General features: G+C 42.4%; 13 protein-coding genes and 1 pseudogene. All 14 read left to right on the top strand.

The window, feature by feature from the left end; all coding sequences use genetic code 11:
* The 14 genes and pseudogenes from EO124_RS05030 to EO124_RS04965 all read left to right on the top strand — a co-directional run bounded on the left by EO124_RS05030 (position 1) and on the right by EO124_RS04965 (position 14,948).
* Positions 1–381 (top strand): hypothetical protein, encoded by a 381-nt coding sequence (locus tag EO124_RS05030; RefSeq protein WP_127058612.1) that lies wholly within the window; start codon positions 1–3, stop codon positions 379–381.
* A 347-nt stretch (positions 382–728) separates the two neighbouring features.
* A complete protein-coding gene (locus EO124_RS05025) occupies positions 729–2,219 on the top strand; it encodes an aldehyde dehydrogenase family protein (protein WP_127058611.1) in 1,491 nt (496 codons plus the stop codon).
* A gap of 226 nt (positions 2,220–2,445) precedes the next feature.
* Positions 2,446–3,732, top strand: coding sequence for an L-cysteine desulfidase family protein (locus EO124_RS05020; RefSeq protein ID WP_127058610.1), 1,287 nt, complete (start codon positions 2,446–2,448; stop codon positions 3,730–3,732).
* Between the two features lie 188 nt (positions 3,733–3,920).
* On the top strand, positions 3,921–4,472 hold the full coding sequence (locus EO124_RS05015) for a flavodoxin (RefSeq protein WP_127058609.1): 552 nt from the start codon (positions 3,921–3,923) through the stop codon (positions 4,470–4,472).
* A gap of 69 nt (positions 4,473–4,541) precedes the next feature.
* A complete protein-coding gene (locus EO124_RS05010; protein WP_127058608.1) occupies positions 4,542–5,087 on the top strand; it encodes a cyclophilin-like fold protein in 546 nt (181 codons plus the stop codon).
* Between the two features lie 271 nt (positions 5,088–5,358).
* On the top strand, positions 5,359–6,234 hold the full coding sequence (locus EO124_RS05005; protein ID WP_127058607.1) for a LysR family transcriptional regulator: 876 nt from the start codon (positions 5,359–5,361) through the stop codon (positions 6,232–6,234).
* Between the two features lie 83 nt (positions 6,235–6,317).
* Complete coding sequence (locus EO124_RS05000; protein WP_127058606.1) at positions 6,318–6,872, top strand: NAD(P)H-dependent oxidoreductase; 555 nt, start codon at positions 6,318–6,320, stop codon at positions 6,870–6,872.
* 320 nt (positions 6,873–7,192) lie between these two features.
* Positions 7,193–7,723 (top strand): nitroreductase, encoded by a 531-nt coding sequence (locus tag EO124_RS04995; protein WP_021842663.1) that lies wholly within the window; start codon positions 7,193–7,195, stop codon positions 7,721–7,723.
* 18 nt (positions 7,724–7,741) lie between these two features.
* Positions 7,742–8,425, top strand: coding sequence for a TerC family protein (locus tag EO124_RS04990; protein WP_127058605.1), 684 nt, complete (start codon positions 7,742–7,744; stop codon positions 8,423–8,425).
* Positions 8,426–8,879: 454 nt separating this feature from the next.
* Complete coding sequence (locus EO124_RS04985; protein ID WP_127058604.1) at positions 8,880–9,509, top strand: SDR family oxidoreductase; 630 nt, start codon at positions 8,880–8,882, stop codon at positions 9,507–9,509.
* Positions 9,510–9,611: 102 nt separating this feature from the next.
* Entirely contained in the window at positions 9,612–10,085 is a 474-nt protein-coding gene (locus EO124_RS04980; protein WP_021842660.1) for an Rrf2 family transcriptional regulator, read from the top strand.
* 299 nt (positions 10,086–10,384) lie between these two features.
* Positions 10,385–11,749 (top strand): FAD-dependent oxidoreductase, encoded by a 1,365-nt coding sequence (locus EO124_RS04975; RefSeq protein WP_127058603.1) that lies wholly within the window; start codon positions 10,385–10,387, stop codon positions 11,747–11,749.
* A 267-nt stretch (positions 11,750–12,016) separates the two neighbouring features.
* Positions 12,017–13,321, top strand: coding sequence for a YjiH family protein (locus tag EO124_RS04970; RefSeq protein ID WP_127058602.1), 1,305 nt, complete (start codon positions 12,017–12,019; stop codon positions 13,319–13,321).
* A pseudogene (locus EO124_RS04965) lies at positions 13,321–14,948 on the top strand (L-lactate permease). Before EO124_RS04970 ends, EO124_RS04965 begins: the two are co-directional and overlap by 1 nt.
* Positions 14,949–15,052: the final 104 nt, after the last annotated feature.

Here is a 15,052-nt window from a genome sequence, read left to right as displayed (position 1 = left end):
ATGCACCCACGTGACTTATCCAAATTCATAGACGCCTGTTACACTTTCTCGGACTACATCCTTCGCATCAAGCAACTCGACCTTGACGGCGAACTGAAAGCAAAATTTGCCAATGCCATGAACCGTTTTGCCGGTGTCTATCACTTAATCATAGAAGATGCGATTCAAACGCAAACACGATTAGCCCAGCCGGTTGAAGCAGAGCTTTTAGAAATTGGCTATAACATGTCTGAAGAGGCTCGTGAGCTGGATGCGACCGAGAGTCAGGAGAGAATTATCAAAGATACGCAGCTCTACATCTATTTCTTCTTCCCGGAAATTGACATCGAAACGCTCGATTTGGCGACTTTTTGCCAACGAGGAAAGACCCGCTACTCCTAGGTATCTAGTTGTTAGGTCATTAGATTATCAGGTTGTTAGGTCATTAGATCATCAAGTCATCAAGCCGTTAGAGCATTAAGTCTTCAGATTGATCGAATTTGGGAAATGCGCGTAAAAATGACGAATAAGTAAATATTATCTCTGATGTAAATAGAGCCGGCTACAAACAAGTCGGCTCTATTTTTATCTGAAATTCAATTAAATCAATCATAATGTATACAAAATACCTAGAAATTATGACTTGAAATCTGCATATTATTGACGTAATATAAGTATATAGAAAACATTAGATGCTTTCTAATAAATATTATTTGTTAATAACTCGATAATTATAAGGAGGTAGGATTATGTCATTGAACTTAAAGAAGGAATACGGTTTATTTATTAATAATAAATGGGTACCGGCCAGTGATGGTGGCACCTATGAAGTACATAGTCCGGCTAACGGTGAATTGTTGGCTATAGCAGCGGAAGCGACGAAAGAAGACGTTGACGCAGCAGTAACCGCAGCAAGTGTTGCCTTTGAATCTTGGAAAAAGACAAGTCCTCAGGAACGTTCCGAATATTTATTAAAAATTGCAGATAAATTAGAAGCACAGGCAGAGCATTTTGCCATGGTTGAGTCCTACGATAACGGTAAACCGATTCGTGAAACGCGTGCCGTGGATGTGCCGTTTGCGGTTGATCATTTCCGCTATTTTGCCGGCGCTATTCGTGCCGAAGAAGGTTCGGCCAATATGCTGGATGAAAACACCTTGGCTCTTATTTTGAATGAGCCAATCGGCGTGGTAGGTCAGGTTATTCCTTGGAACTTCCCATTCCTCATGGCCGCTTGGAAAATTGCTCCGGCTTTGGCTGCAGGATGTACGATTGTTATCAAACCATCCAATCACACATCACTTAGCCTCTTGGAATTTGCCAATATTTTCCAAGAAATCTTACCACCGGGCGTTGTAAATATTATCACCGGTAAAGGCTCAAAATCGGGTCAATATATTTTGGATCATCCGGGCTTTAGCAAGTTGGCCTTCACCGGTTCTACGGAAGTGGGCCTCAATGTATATAAAGCCGCCTCGGAACGTCTCATTCCGGCAACTTTGGAGTTGGGCGGTAAATCGGCCAACATTTTCTTTGAAGATGCCAAATGGGACATGGCCTTAGATGGCGCTATGCTCGGTATTTTGTTCAATCAGGGTCAAGTATGCTGTGCCGGCGCTCGTATTTTTGTCCAAGACACTATTTACGATAAATTCGTAGCCGATTTGGCAAAACTCTTCGACAAAGTTAAAGTGGGCATGCCTTGGGATGACACCACCGAATTGGGTGCTCAGATTTACGAAGAACAAGTTAAAAAAATCCTTGATTATGTGGAAATCGCGAAAGAGGAAGGTGCTCGTATTGCCGCCGGCGGTGTTCGCGTAGTGGATGGCGATTTTGCCAAAGGTTGCTTCGTACGACCAACCTTGATTGTAGACGCCACTAACGACATGCGCGTAGCTCGGGAAGAAATTTTCGGACCGGTAGCCGTTGTAATCAAATTCCATAGCGAAGAAGAAGTGATTAAGATGGCCAACGATAGCATTTACGGCCTCGGCGGCGGTGTTTGGACACGGGATATTAACCGTGCCGTGCGTGTAGCACGAGCCATTGAAACCGGTCGTATGTGGGTGAATACATATAACGCGATTCCGGCAGGCGCACCGTTTGGTGGTTACAAACAATCCGGTATCGGCCGTGAAACCCATAAAGTTATCTTGGACCACTACAGCCAGAAGAAGAGCATCATCATTAACCTAGGTGAAAAGCCATCGGGTCTTTATAACTTGGATACTAAATAAAAGTCTCATAGGACACTCAATGAATATAACTTGAAAGTGAACCCTATTAACAATCGTCAAGTGGTTGTGAATAGGGTTCTTTTGCGTTTTGAAAAAATTAAATGGTTAATTATCAGGGAAGATTATATAATTAAATAGAGAATATGATGTTTCATAAATTGTGTGTGTTTAAATATACTTCTGAACTAACAAGAAGCAATTCTTTATTTAATTCAAGTGAGGCCTTATGTTAACTAAAAACGAATTTTTAGAGTTGTTGCATAAAGATGTAGTACCGGCGCTTGGTTGTACGGAGCCGGTCTGTGTGTCTCTTTGTGCCGCTACAGCAAGTGCTGAATTAACGGAACCGATAGTACGGATTGAGGTAGAAGTTAGTCCCGGCCTTTATAAGAACGGCATGTCAGCCGGTATCCCGAATTGTGAGCAGGTAGGCTTGCAGTATGCTGCGGCTTTGGGAGCTTTTTTAAAAAATCCGAATAAACGCATGGAATTATTTGAGGATATTACGGCGGATGTATTAAACGAGGTAGATGAACTCTGTAATAATGATGGTGTAACCGTTCAAATTAATTCAGAAGAAAGTGGTATATTTTCAAAATGCACTGTTTGGACAGCAGCGGAGCAAGCAACGTGTATTATTAAAAATGCTCATACGAATATTGTTTTTTTGCAAAAAAATAATGAAACAATCTTAGATTGTCGTGGTGGTCAAAGTCTCAAACAAGATGATAAATTGGTTGAAAAGTTAAAAGCCATGACCATTGCCCAAATGAGGAATTTGGTTGATACCGTGTCCGAAGATGAGTTGATTTTTTTACTGGACGGCGTCGTGATGAATGAAACGTTGGCGGACTATTCCAAATCCAATAAGATTGGTGTAGGCTTAGCAGATTCCATGCGAACAGGGGCAGGCCAAAAATTGTTGTCAAATGATATAATGTCGCGAATTATGGTGAAAGTTACCTCGGCGGCGGAAAGTCGTTTGGATGGCTGTCCTATGCCGACTATGAGCAGTTCGGGGGCGGGCACCAAGGGCTTGGTGGTTATTTTACCGGTCAACGAAATGGCTGATGAATTGCAAGTGCCCGTGTTAAAACGCGTGCGTGCCTTGGCGTTGGCGCATTTGGTAAATCGGTATATTAATGCTCAGATTGGTAAATTATCGCCCATGTGTGCGTGTGTATTGGCATCGGCTACGGCCGCGTCAGTGGGCATGACATATTTAATGGAGGGCACGAATGAGCAACTCGGGTATGCTGTACGCAATATGACGGGAACTGTCACCGGTATGATTTGCGATGGTGGAAAGGTTGGATGTGCCTTGAAGGTAGCCAGTGGTTCGGTGGCGGCTTTCATGAGTGCTATGGCGGCGATTAATGAGGCCCCCTTGCGGGTGAGTGACGGTATATGTGCCAAAACTCCGGAGGATTGTATTCGCAATATGGCACGTATCGGGCAGGAGGGCATGAATCGGGTCGATGCGACAATTTTAGATATTATGAGGGAAAAATAGAGTAATAATCGTGTAATGATAGCATTTTCTAGTAGAGAGTTATACGGATTATGTATAATTCTCCATAAAATATAAGCATTTCACATACAACTAAATATTGCCTATACTAAAGAGGAACTAACAAGTTCCTCTTTTTTATTTAGGGCGTCGTTAAATGATGATTTACATATAACTAAGGGAGAGATACTATGAGTAATACTTTTTGGCCGATTCATTCGAAGCATTCGGGTGAGAAGGTAGCCTATAAAACGTTGACTGATGAGAATCTCCGTGAAAAGAAGATTCTTATAGTGTATTTTTCTTGGTCGGGAACAACGCGCCAAGTGGCAGAATATATTCAGTCTTGCGTTGGTGGCGACCTTTATGAAATTGTGCCCCGTGATCCGTATGTGGGCAGTCACAGCGAGGTTTCCAATTTAGCCAAAAAAGAATTGGATGCCGAGTATCGGCCGCCGTTGGCTAAGGCTTTGCCGAATGTAAAGGCCTATGATGTCGTGTTTATCGGCTATCCGATTTGGTGGTATCAGGAACCGGTGGTAGTGGATACATTTATCGAATCCGCTAAGCTGGAAGATAAATATATTATTCCGTTTTGTACCAGTGGTGGCAGTACTATTGAAAAAAGTGAAGCGCGTATTGCCGGGTTTTTACCGGATGCACATGTAGTTAAAGGGATTACTTTGTCGGGTGCTCATAATTTTAAAAAAATAGATAAGTGGCTCAACGATAGCGGATTTTGAGAGAACTATTTACAAGAAAGAATTGACAGTAAAATTTAAAAGGGAAATTTGAGAGGAGAGTTACATTATATGAGAATGAAATGGCAACAGAGTATTTTAAAACTGATGGGCGCAGCACTTTTTACAACGGTTGTTTTAACCGGCTGTGCTAATAGTGATGCGGGGGCGGCGGAGAATCAACAAGCGCCGGTGACCGCTAATTCCTATCAGCAGATTGTAGATGAAACAAAACAAGGAGATGTTGAAAAAGTGGGACAGATTAAAATTAAAGCAACGGTTAATGGGAAAGAATTCCATGGCACGTTGGAAAATAACGCCACAACCAAGGCGATGCTTGAAAAGGGGATTTTCCCGATGACGCTTAATATGACCAATGCTTACGGTCGTGAAATGCTCTATCGTTATGGCGCCGGCACGTTCCCGGTGGAAAAGACCCGTTCGGATAATTTTGAAGTGGGCGATATTATCTACTGGCCACCACGTGGTAGTTTTGTAATCTTGTATCGTCAGGACGGGGATACCTTCGAACGCCAGCAAGTCGGCCATATTGACGGTGATTTCTCTATTTTTGAAAACGGCGAAAATGCAACGGTAACGTTCGAAATCGAACAATAAGGTATATTTAATTGGGTATCGAATATCCCATGACAACTGATTATTTCAATTAAAACTAGTTCACATTAATCATTAAAACTAACAATTTTTTAAAATACAATTCTTAAAATATTATTCTTATTCTAAAAATAGGCTCTTACGTTTCTTTTTCAAGATGTAGGGGCCTATCTTTTTATTTATCCGGCTCAATCGTTGTAAGCCTGTTTATCTCGCTGTCGGATTTTAGTATAATTTAATTAAATTATACAGAAACGGTGGGGAGGCTGATTACATGGAACTTAGGCTGTTGCAATACTTTTTGGCGGTAGTACGGGAAGAGAATATATCGAGGGCGGCGGACGTGCTTCATGTGACGCAGCCGACGCTGAGTCGTCAGATGGCACAGCTTGAAAAAACGCTGGGCGCCACGCTCTTTGTGCGTGGTTGTCGGTTTGAACTGACCGATGCCGGGGTTATGCTGAAACATCGTGCCGAAGAGGTAGTCGGGCTTATGGCGAAGATTGAGGATGAATTTTCTCATCAGCGGGAGCTTGGCGGCGTTATTTCCATCGGAAGCGGTGGCCTTTACGCCATGCATGTCTTACCGCCGATTATGGCGAGCTTTCGCGAACTGTATCCGAAGGTTACCTTTAGTCTTTATACCAATAATGCGGACTATATAAAAGAACGGCTCGAGCAAGGTTTGTTGGACTTTGGGCTCTTGCTGGAACCGGTGGATGTGAGTAAATTCGATTATTTGCGTATGGCGGATCGGGAGCGCTGGGGCGTTTTTATGCGTAAAGATCATCCGCTGGCGGTCAAGGAATATATTGTAAAAGAAGACTTGAAGGGGGAGCCCTTGATTACGTCGGATCGGCTCTTCGTGCAAAAGGAATTGGAAGCCTGGTTTGGTGACATGTATTCTGAGCTGGATATTTTTGCCACCTACAACATTATTACCAATGCTGTAAATATTGTGGCCGACGGGATAGCATCGGCGCTGACCATTGAAGGGGCAGTTCGTCAATTCTGCTCCGACCGGTTTGTGTTTAAGCCGTTAAGTCCTGAATTATCTATGTCCTCCGTCTTTGTTTGGAAAAAATTCCGTTCCGGCTTTTCCGCAGCCGGCGCATTTTTAGACCATTTCAAAGCACAGTATGGAAACTGAATATTTTTTCAAAAAAAGGAAAAAGGAATACGTTTGGCGAATTTGTTGATTATAATTGTATCGTATGGGTAAAGGAGTTTGAGATGAAAAAAGTATTAGTTGTTTCCGCACATGATACCGTAGTAGATTCAGTAGCTAATAAGTATATTTTGGAAGATTTGAAGGCAAAATTGCCGAATGCCGTGTTTGATGATTTGGATGCTCAGTATGCCGATTTTAATTTTGATATTCCGGCCGAGCAGGCAAAATTGGAAGCAGCCGACATTATCGTATTGCAGTATCCATTCTATTGGTACTCTATGCCGGGCTTATTGCATCGTTGGATGGATCAGGTATTCCAACATGGTTGGTCTCACGGCACGTCCGGCCACGCGTTGGAAGGTAAAACCTGGATTGCGTCGTTTACAACTGGGGCTCCTGCTTTTGCGTATAGCCGTGATGGTATGATGCGTTTTGAATTGGAAGATTATTTGGCACCATTTAAATCTATGTGTATTTTGACTGGTATGCACTGGGGTGGCTTTGTGGCGACGACCGGCGTGTCTTATGGCGATCGAAAACCGGAAAATGAAGTGGCTACGCGTGCTAAATTGGCGTCTCACACTGAAAAGTTGATGGCTTTATTGGCTAAAGCGTAGGTAAAATAATTACATGTCCTATCATCAAATTATATCTTTTGAATATTGAGGCAACATGGCAACATGGGCCTCTTTTTTCTTGGAATGTAAGAGTTTTGTCCTATACTCTGGGGTTGTATAGAAGCCAAAGTAGAATCTATTTTCGTAGGAGAAGAAAAAAAGTTTGCTTGAGTGGACAAATTTTGTCAATTTTTGTTTGAAGTTGCTCTTAATTCTTATTATAATATATTTATGAGATAGATTTTAATTCCGGCACATTTCATGTCGGTCGGAAGGAATAGCCGTAATTCTAGTATAATCATGTAAAGCGAGGGATTATTATGCATGATGCAGAACATTTGATACAACTGTTAAAAACTAGACGGAGTGTTCGTAGTTTTAAGTCAGATGCAGTGCCTGCGGAATTAATAGATCAGATTATTGAAGCTGGTCTGTATGCGCCTAGCAGTATGGGGAAACAATCGGCCATTATTGTGGCCGTAACGAATAAAGAAGTTCGGGACCGCTTATCGGCGATGAATGCCAAGATTTTCGGTACCGAAAGTGATCCGTTTTATAATGCACCGGTAGTGCTGGTGGTATTGGCGTCAAAAGAACGGCCACCTTATGTATGTGACGGTTCGCTGGTTATGCAAAATCTCATGCTTGCCGCTCATGCGTTGGGACTCGGCAGTTGCTGGATTCATCGTGCCAAAGAAGAGTTTGAGTCACCGGAAGGTAAGGAGCTTTTGAAATCGCTCGGGATTGAAGGGGATTATGAAGGCATCGGTCATTGTGTCCTCGGTTACATTGACGGTGACACACCTAAAGCGGCCCCACGCAGAGAAAATCGGGTATATTACGTAAAATAAAGTTAAAGGAAAGAATATATGGAATTTTTAGAATTAGCTACATGGGTTATGATTGGTAAAATTATCGTGGTCGATATTTTGCTGGCCGGCGATAATGCCGTGGTTATCGGCATGGCCGTAAGTAAGTTGGAAGATAAGTATCGTGAAAAAGCCATCATGTGGGGCACCTTCGGGGCCATTGCGATGCGTCTTATTTTTGCCACCATCTTGGTGGAAGCATTGGAATACATTCCGGGCCTCCATTTCGTAGGTGGTCTCGTGCTCTTGTGGATTGCGTTCCATCTCCTTGTCGGCGATGACGATGATGCGAACATCGAAAGTAAGGATTCGTTGCGCGGTGCTATTATTACGATTATCGTAGCCGATGCGATGATGAGTATCGATAATGTTATCGGCGTTGTCGGTGCCGCCAAAGGTCATTTGGAACTCGTTATCGTAGGGATGTTAATTACCGTTCCGCTTTTGATTTACGGTTCCCGTTTGTTGGCGCGTATTATCAACAAATACCCAATTATCTTATGGGCCGGCGGCAGCTTGTTGGCGTGGGTAGCCGCTGAAATGGTAACGGCTGAACCGTTGTTACAGCCATACATTACAGGCTATGAACGGTTGATTGAAATTGCCGGTGTTATTTTGGTTGTGGCTGCGGCGCTTATTTGGAAACGTCGCCGTAAAGCAACGGCTCCGGATGAAGAAGCATAAAGGCATTAATTGCTGAAGAGGAGCAACGGGTTTTGCTACTAAAAGGCGTAAAAATAATAATTGCCCCTGAGGGGCTTGAAGGATGAATTCGGTTATGCCGGGTTCATCTTTTTTTTGTTGTTATAGGGACAGTATTATCCTCTGAAAACCGCGTAAAGATTGGCGTTTCCGGATTAGGGAAAATGATTTGGCAAAGATGATTCGGCGACTTTACAAAAAATTTTCAGAAAATTTAAAATGTAATACTTGACATTACAACCGAAAGATTGTAATATAAACGTGTAAGGAAAAACATTACAAGAGAGCCGTTAAGAATTAAGTTTTAAAAGTTAGGCATTAAGTATTAAGAATTCAGCATTAAGAGTTCAGCGTTACGTATTAAGCATTAAGAATTCAAAAGTTAAATTTTTAACAGTCATTTATTCCCGGAACGGGAGAAAGCAGAGGTTCAATTATGAAAATTGCAGTTGTAAGTTCGAATGGTAAAGTAGGTCGTTTGGTAGTAGCGGAAGCAATTCGTCGTGGTTTTGACGTAACCGGTTTTGCCCGCAGCGAAAATAAATCGGACGCTACTAATTTTGTGAAAAAAGATATTCTCGATATTACCAAAGAAGATTTGGCAGGTTTTGATGCGGTAGTTGATGCATTTGGTACATTTGCACCGGATACCTTGGATCTTCACACTAAATCGTTGATGCATTTGGCTGATGCCGTAGCCAATACGAATACTCGTTTATTGGTTGTAGGTGGTGCCGGCAGCTTGTTCGTAGATAAAGAACATACGACGCAGCTCCTCGATACACCGGAATTTCCAAAAGAATTCTATGCGCTCGCTAAAGCTCAGGCTGATGAATTGGTAGAACTTCGCAAACGCAATGATGTAAAATGGACCTTCGTAAGCCCTGCGGCGATTTTTGATCCGGAAGGTGCTCGTACCGGTGAATACATTTTGGCCGGTGAAGAATTCACTGTTAACGACCGTGGTGAAAGTGTGGTAAGTTATGCCGACTACGCGCTTGCTATGGTGGATGAAATCGAAAAAGGTAACCACATTCAGCAGCGTATCAGCGTGGTGGGCAAATAATTATACATTTTTATTTTGGGCGTCGTTATAGTAAAAACGGTGGATTCGTGATATAATCTCTAATGTAATAGTGTATATTACAATTTATTAGGAGGCATGCCCATGCAAATATCCAGTCGTTTTACTATAGCGGTTCATATTTTTACTTGTATCGCTATTGCAGAAAAGAAATATAAAGTAACCAGCAAGTTTTTGGCCGGTAGTATCAACGTAAATCCGGTTATTATTCGTAACATTGTGCTCATGCTGAAGGCGCACGGTCTGATTGATTCCCGCCAGGGCACGTCTGGCATCAAGATTGCCAAATGCCCGTCGGACATCACCTTGTTAGATATTTTTAACGCCGTAGAATCCCTCGATAACGGTCAGTTGTTCAGTTTTCATGAAAACCCGGCTCAGGATTGTCCTGTCGGAAGTCATATTCATTGTGTGCTGGACGGCCGTTTGGAACAGATTCAGAGTGCCCTTGAAAAAGAGTTGCAAAGTATTACGTTAGCATCGATTATTGAAGATGCGGAAACGCAAATTGCCAAAGATGAAGCGGCGGCCAATGCCGATTGCTCGGAGCTGGTATAAAAACTATGCTCGGAACTGGTATAAAAAACTAAATAGTTAATATGAGAACCCCCTGTCTCGGTTATGTAAGAGCTTATCCTTGAGGAAAGTTACGTATCATGACCGAGCGGGGTTCTTTTATGTTGGCTATGATAATTTTTAAAAGATTGTTGACTACATAATCGTAAATTTTTTGAAAAATATCGATGTTATATTGCAGCCTTTGGGAGGCAGTGTGATATAATTAAATATATGAGACAGATATTCAAGATTATTTATTTTTCAAAAATATTGATAGCAAACCAATAAGGAGGCAAAAGATGAAATCGTATGACGTAATTGTGATTGGTTTCGGTAAAGCCGGCAAAACTTTGGCCGGCAAATTGGCAAAATCCGGTAAAAAAGTGGCTTTAATTGAAAAAGACGCTTTTATGTATGGCGGGACTTGTATTAATGTGGGCTGCATTCCTTCAAAACGTTTGATTACGGATGCGGCTTTGTCCCCTGATGCTTCTTTTAGCGAAAAAGCGGCTTATTTCAAAAAATCCATTGAAGGCAAACGTCAATTAACCGCGGCGTTGAATCAGGCCAACTATAATAAAGTGGCTCAAGCCGGTGCTGAAATCATTGATGGCGTAGCATCCTTTGTTGATGCTAAAACTATCAATGTTAAAACCGCTGATGGTGATTTAACGTTGACGGCTGAACAGTTCTTGATTAATACCGGCTCTACCCCTGTAATTCCTAATATTGAAGGCGTGCGCGATCCAGCGACCGGTGAACTTCAGGCAGGCAATAAACTCTACACATCCCAGACGCTCATGGATTTGGATGAACTCCCTGAACGCCTTACCATCGTAGGCGGCGGTTATATCGGTTTGGAATTTGCATCCATGTTTGCCGAATTCGGCAGCAAAGTTACGATTATTCAAGATGCCGATGTATTTTTACCACGTGAAGACGAAGACATTGTCGAAGTAATTCGCGAAGTTATCAGTGCTAAAGGCGTTGAAGTGATTACCGGTGCGGCTATTAGCGCAATCAAAGACGGCGTAGTAACTTACACAGCTGACGGCGCTACTAAAGAATTAGCCGGCGATGCTGTTCTTATTGCTACCGGTCGTCGTCCTAATACGGATGAACTTCAAGCTGAAAAAGCGGGTATCAAAATGACGAACCGCGGCGCTGTTGAAACAGATGAACACTTACGCTCCAGCGTGCCTAACATCTGGGCTGCCGGCGACGTAGTAGGTAAATTGCAGTTCACCTACATTTCCTTAGATGATTACCGCATCGTTTTGGATGACATGATGGGCAACAGTCAACGTACGACTGAAAACCGTGGCGCTTTCGCGTACTCCGTATTCATTGAACCACCGTTCTCCCGTGTAGGTTTGAATGAAAAAGAAGCCAAAGCTCAAGGCCTCGAGTACCGCGTTCTTAAAATGCCGGCTAATGCAATTCCAAAAGCCAAAGTACTTCGCGAAACCGAAGGCGTGTTAAAAGCTTTGGTAGCTCCAAACGGCAAAATCTTGGGCGCACAACTCTTCTGTGCCGAATCCCATGAAATGATCAACATGATTAAACTCGCTATGGACCATGATTTGGGCTATGAAGTACTCCGCGACTTCATCTATAATCACCCAACCATGTCCGAAAGCTTGAACGATTTGTTTGCGTTATAAGATGCTCTTTATGAATAGTATCAAATTATAAACATAATGTAATAAAACAGCAAAACTCCTTATTATATCAATGTATTATCGATATAGTAAGGAGTTTTTTTGTAATTTATACATGTTAGAAGAAAATTTGACTATTTTAAGACCTTACAGGAATAAAATAACTACAATATATCAAGTGTGAAGTTAGGCGAGGTATAAATACGGAGGAAAGGAGACAGGAAGGTTGATGAATTCATGATTTAACAATCAAGCGGAGAGGTGAGAGGTATGAATAAGTACTCCATGGAGAGTAAGTTACAGTTCATTATTTACAGTATTTTAGGCATTATTATATTCTTTGTACCGGTTACTATTGGCGGAAAATCGACGATTCCGCTAGATCACATTGTTACGTATATTTTAAAAATTCCATACTTCCAGCCGGTATACGGCGCTTTGTTTGTCATTCTGGGGGCTGTCTTGCCGTTTATCAATAAGACATGGAATAAGAATACGACAACAACTGTGTTTTCTTTGCTGAATATATTGGGGATTCCGTTTATCATCATGGCTTTGACCGGTTATGGTCCGGAATTTTTAATGAATAAGAGCACGATTCCGTTTATTTATTCCAAAATCGTAGTGCCGGTTATTACGATTGTGCCGATTGGTGCCGTATTCTTGGCTTTGCTTATTAACTATGGCCTCATGGAGTTTGTCGGTGTTTTCATGCGTCCGGTTATGAGACCACTGTGGCAAACGCCGGGGCGCTCCGCCATTGATGCGGTAGCTTCGTTCGTAGGTAGTTATTCGGTAGCCCTTTTGATTACGAACCGCGTTTTCAAAGAAGGTCGTTATACCATTAAAGAAGCGGTCGTTATTGCCACCGGTTTTTCCACCGTATCGGCTACGTTTATGATTATTGTTGCCAAAACGCTTAATTTACTGGATGTTTGGAACTTATATTTCTGGGCCACTGTTGTGGTGACTTTTCTTGTCACGACTGTAACGGCTCGCATTTATCCTATCAGTAAAAAGCCGGATTCCTATTACAATGATGTACAAGGTGAAGTTGAACGTGTGGTTGTCCATGATAAGCTTAAAGTTGCTTTTGAAGAAGCTATGGAAGCCAGCTCGAAAGCGGACGGCATCGTAACCGGCACTTATCATCATCTCCGTGACGGTCTCGTGTTGGCCTTAAAAATTGCACCGTCCCTCATGTCAATTGGTGTTCTGGGCATTGTTATTGCTAACAATACGCCGGTATTTAATATTTTGGCTTACACCTTGTATCCATTTACTTGGATTACAGGCTTTGAAGAACCGTTTTTAGTAGCTAAAGCGTTATCCCTCGGTATTGCGGAAATGTTCCTGCCCGCTGTTTTGGTTACGAAATTAAGCTTTGAAGTTCGTATGTTGGTTGCTATTACCTGCGTTTCTGAAGTATTGTTCTTCTCCGCTTCGATTCCATGTATGATGGCTACGGAAATTCCGATTAAACTCAAAGATTATTTTATCATTTGGTTTGAACGTGTAGTATTATCCATTCTGATTTCGGTGCCGGTAATTTATGCAATTAAGTGGTTGATGTAATGGAACTTTCAACGGACGTACGTTTTTGGTTACCGGCGTTAGTACCCATTGTATTTCTTTTAGTAGCGATTATTAAATTACGGTGGCGCATTGCCAACGCCTCCGTTGTCAGTATGATATTGGCCCTATCGATTGCCTGGCTACTTTTCGGATCCTCACCATTAGCTTTATTATTTGAAACCGGTAAGGGCGTTTGGAACGCTGCTACTATATTGCTCGTGATTTGGCCGGCCATTTATTTATATGAAATAACTTGTGAAGTTAAGGCGGTTGAGGCGATTCGCGCAGGTATTCAACAGATAACAAAACACGAACTATTACAGATTTTAATATTAGGTTGGGTGTTTCCCAGTTTCTTACAGGGGATAACCGGTTTTGGTGTTGCTGTAGCGGTGGGAGCGCCGCTGTTATTGAGTATTGGCGTAAGGCCGCTGTACAGTATTGTCATTGTACTACTGGGCCATTCTTGGGGGGCTACGTTTGGGACCTTGGCCCTTGCTTGGGAGGCATTGGTTCAGCAATCCTCGATGAATGGCAACGAACAAGTGTATGCCGCCTTTTTGGCGGCGGCTATGATTTGGATTTTTAATTTTTTAGCGGTGCTATATATTTGTTGGTTATATGGGCGAATGAGGGCGATACAATCTGTTTGGCCCGTAGTCGTTGGCTTGTCTCTTGTCATGGGTGGCGGCGAATTATGGCTTGCCACCATTAATCCGACTATTTCCTGCTTTTTACCTACCGCTATCGGCATGGGCTTAGTGTTTGTGGTGAGTAAAATTCCAAAGTACAAGCAACGATGGTACATTACTGGCAGCCCGATTATGATGCGGCTTAAACACATTGAAAATGTACCGTTGAATGACACGCCGGCAAAGGTCACTTCCGGACGTACCATGTCGTTTAATCAAGCTTTTTTGCCATACTATCTGTTGATTGGCATTACGGTATTATGCTTGTTAGTGCCACCGATTTACAATACTCTCAGTGTCTGGAAAGTGGCGCTCACGTTTCCTGAGACGGTGACTGCTTTTGGTTATATGACTAAGGCGGAGCCTTATTTCAGTCCCGTGCAACCTTTAACTTATGCGGGTACGTTCTTACTTTTGTCGGCGCTAAGCAGTCTTTGGTATTATGAAAAAAAGAAGTTTTTACCTAAAACGGCGGTAACGGCTGTTAATAAACGCACTTTTGAAAAATGTAAAGCACCAACGATTGCTATTACCTGTTTAATTGTTATGGCTAAATATATGGGCAGTAGCGGGCAAATCTATGTGCTTTCAACGGGAATTGTTGAATTGCTCGGTATTTCCTATGTTATAGTATCGCCGTTATTGGGCATGATTGGTTCCTTTTAACAGGTAGTAATATGTCCTCCAATATATTATTCGGCAATTTACAAATGCTGGCGGCTAAGGCGCTGGGCATAAATCCGGCTATTACGGCAGCGTTGCAGACTACCGGCGGCGTGCTTGGTAATTCCTTTTCGCCGGGGTGTGTGATTATGGGGATTGTCACCACCGAGTTTAACGAAGGTGAAGATAAAATATTGAAACTTATGATGCCGTTTACTATTGCGCTGGCTGTTATATTTGGTTTGTTAGGCTTTATGCAGTTGTTGTTGTAAGCTTTGCCCTATAGTCCTATAAAGCTATAATCCAAAGCTTTGGATTCAGATAACACAAAACCCCTCTCCGTGCGGATGCACAGAGAGGGGTTTGTTTATTATGC

The sequence above is a fragment of the Veillonella ratti genome (assembly GCF_003992115.1).
GTDB classification, from domain to species: Bacteria; Bacillota; Negativicutes; order Veillonellales; family Veillonellaceae; genus Veillonella_A; species Veillonella_A ratti.
The sequence above is the reverse complement of the archived record's forward strand: the minus strand, read 5'-3'. Positions and strand labels throughout refer to the sequence as shown.

Bases quoted from the DNA above. Each gene is read 5' to 3' on its own strand.
- EO124_RS04985 (WP_127058604.1), top strand. From the start codon at position 8,880: ATGAAAATTGCAGTTGTAAGTTCGAATGGTAAAGTAGGTCGTTTGGTA.
- EO124_RS04995 (WP_021842663.1), top strand. From the start codon at position 7,193: ATGCATGATGCAGAACATTTGATACAACTGTTAAAAACTAGACGGAGT.
- EO124_RS05000 (WP_127058606.1), top strand. From the start codon at position 6,318: ATGAAAAAAGTATTAGTTGTTTCCGCACATGATACCGTAGTAGATTCA.
- EO124_RS04990 (WP_127058605.1), top strand. From the start codon at position 7,742: ATGGAATTTTTAGAATTAGCTACATGGGTTATGATTGGTAAAATTATC.
- EO124_RS04975 (WP_127058603.1), top strand. From the start codon at position 10,385: ATGAAATCGTATGACGTAATTGTGATTGGTTTCGGTAAAGCCGGCAAA.
- EO124_RS04980 (WP_021842660.1), top strand. From the start codon at position 9,612: ATGCAAATATCCAGTCGTTTTACTATAGCGGTTCATATTTTTACTTGT.
- EO124_RS04970 (WP_127058602.1), top strand. From the start codon at position 12,017: ATGAATAAGTACTCCATGGAGAGTAAGTTACAGTTCATTATTTACAGT.
- EO124_RS05025 (WP_127058611.1), top strand. From the start codon at position 729: ATGTCATTGAACTTAAAGAAGGAATACGGTTTATTTATTAATAATAAA.
- EO124_RS05030 (WP_127058612.1), top strand. From the start codon at position 1: ATGCACCCACGTGACTTATCCAAATTCATAGACGCCTGTTACACTTTC.
- EO124_RS05005 (WP_127058607.1), top strand. From the start codon at position 5,359: ATGGAACTTAGGCTGTTGCAATACTTTTTGGCGGTAGTACGGGAAGAG.
- EO124_RS05020 (WP_127058610.1), top strand. From the start codon at position 2,446: ATGTTAACTAAAAACGAATTTTTAGAGTTGTTGCATAAAGATGTAGTA.
- EO124_RS05015 (WP_127058609.1), top strand. From the start codon at position 3,921: ATGAGTAATACTTTTTGGCCGATTCATTCGAAGCATTCGGGTGAGAAG.
- EO124_RS05010 (WP_127058608.1), top strand. From the start codon at position 4,542: ATGAGAATGAAATGGCAACAGAGTATTTTAAAACTGATGGGCGCAGCA.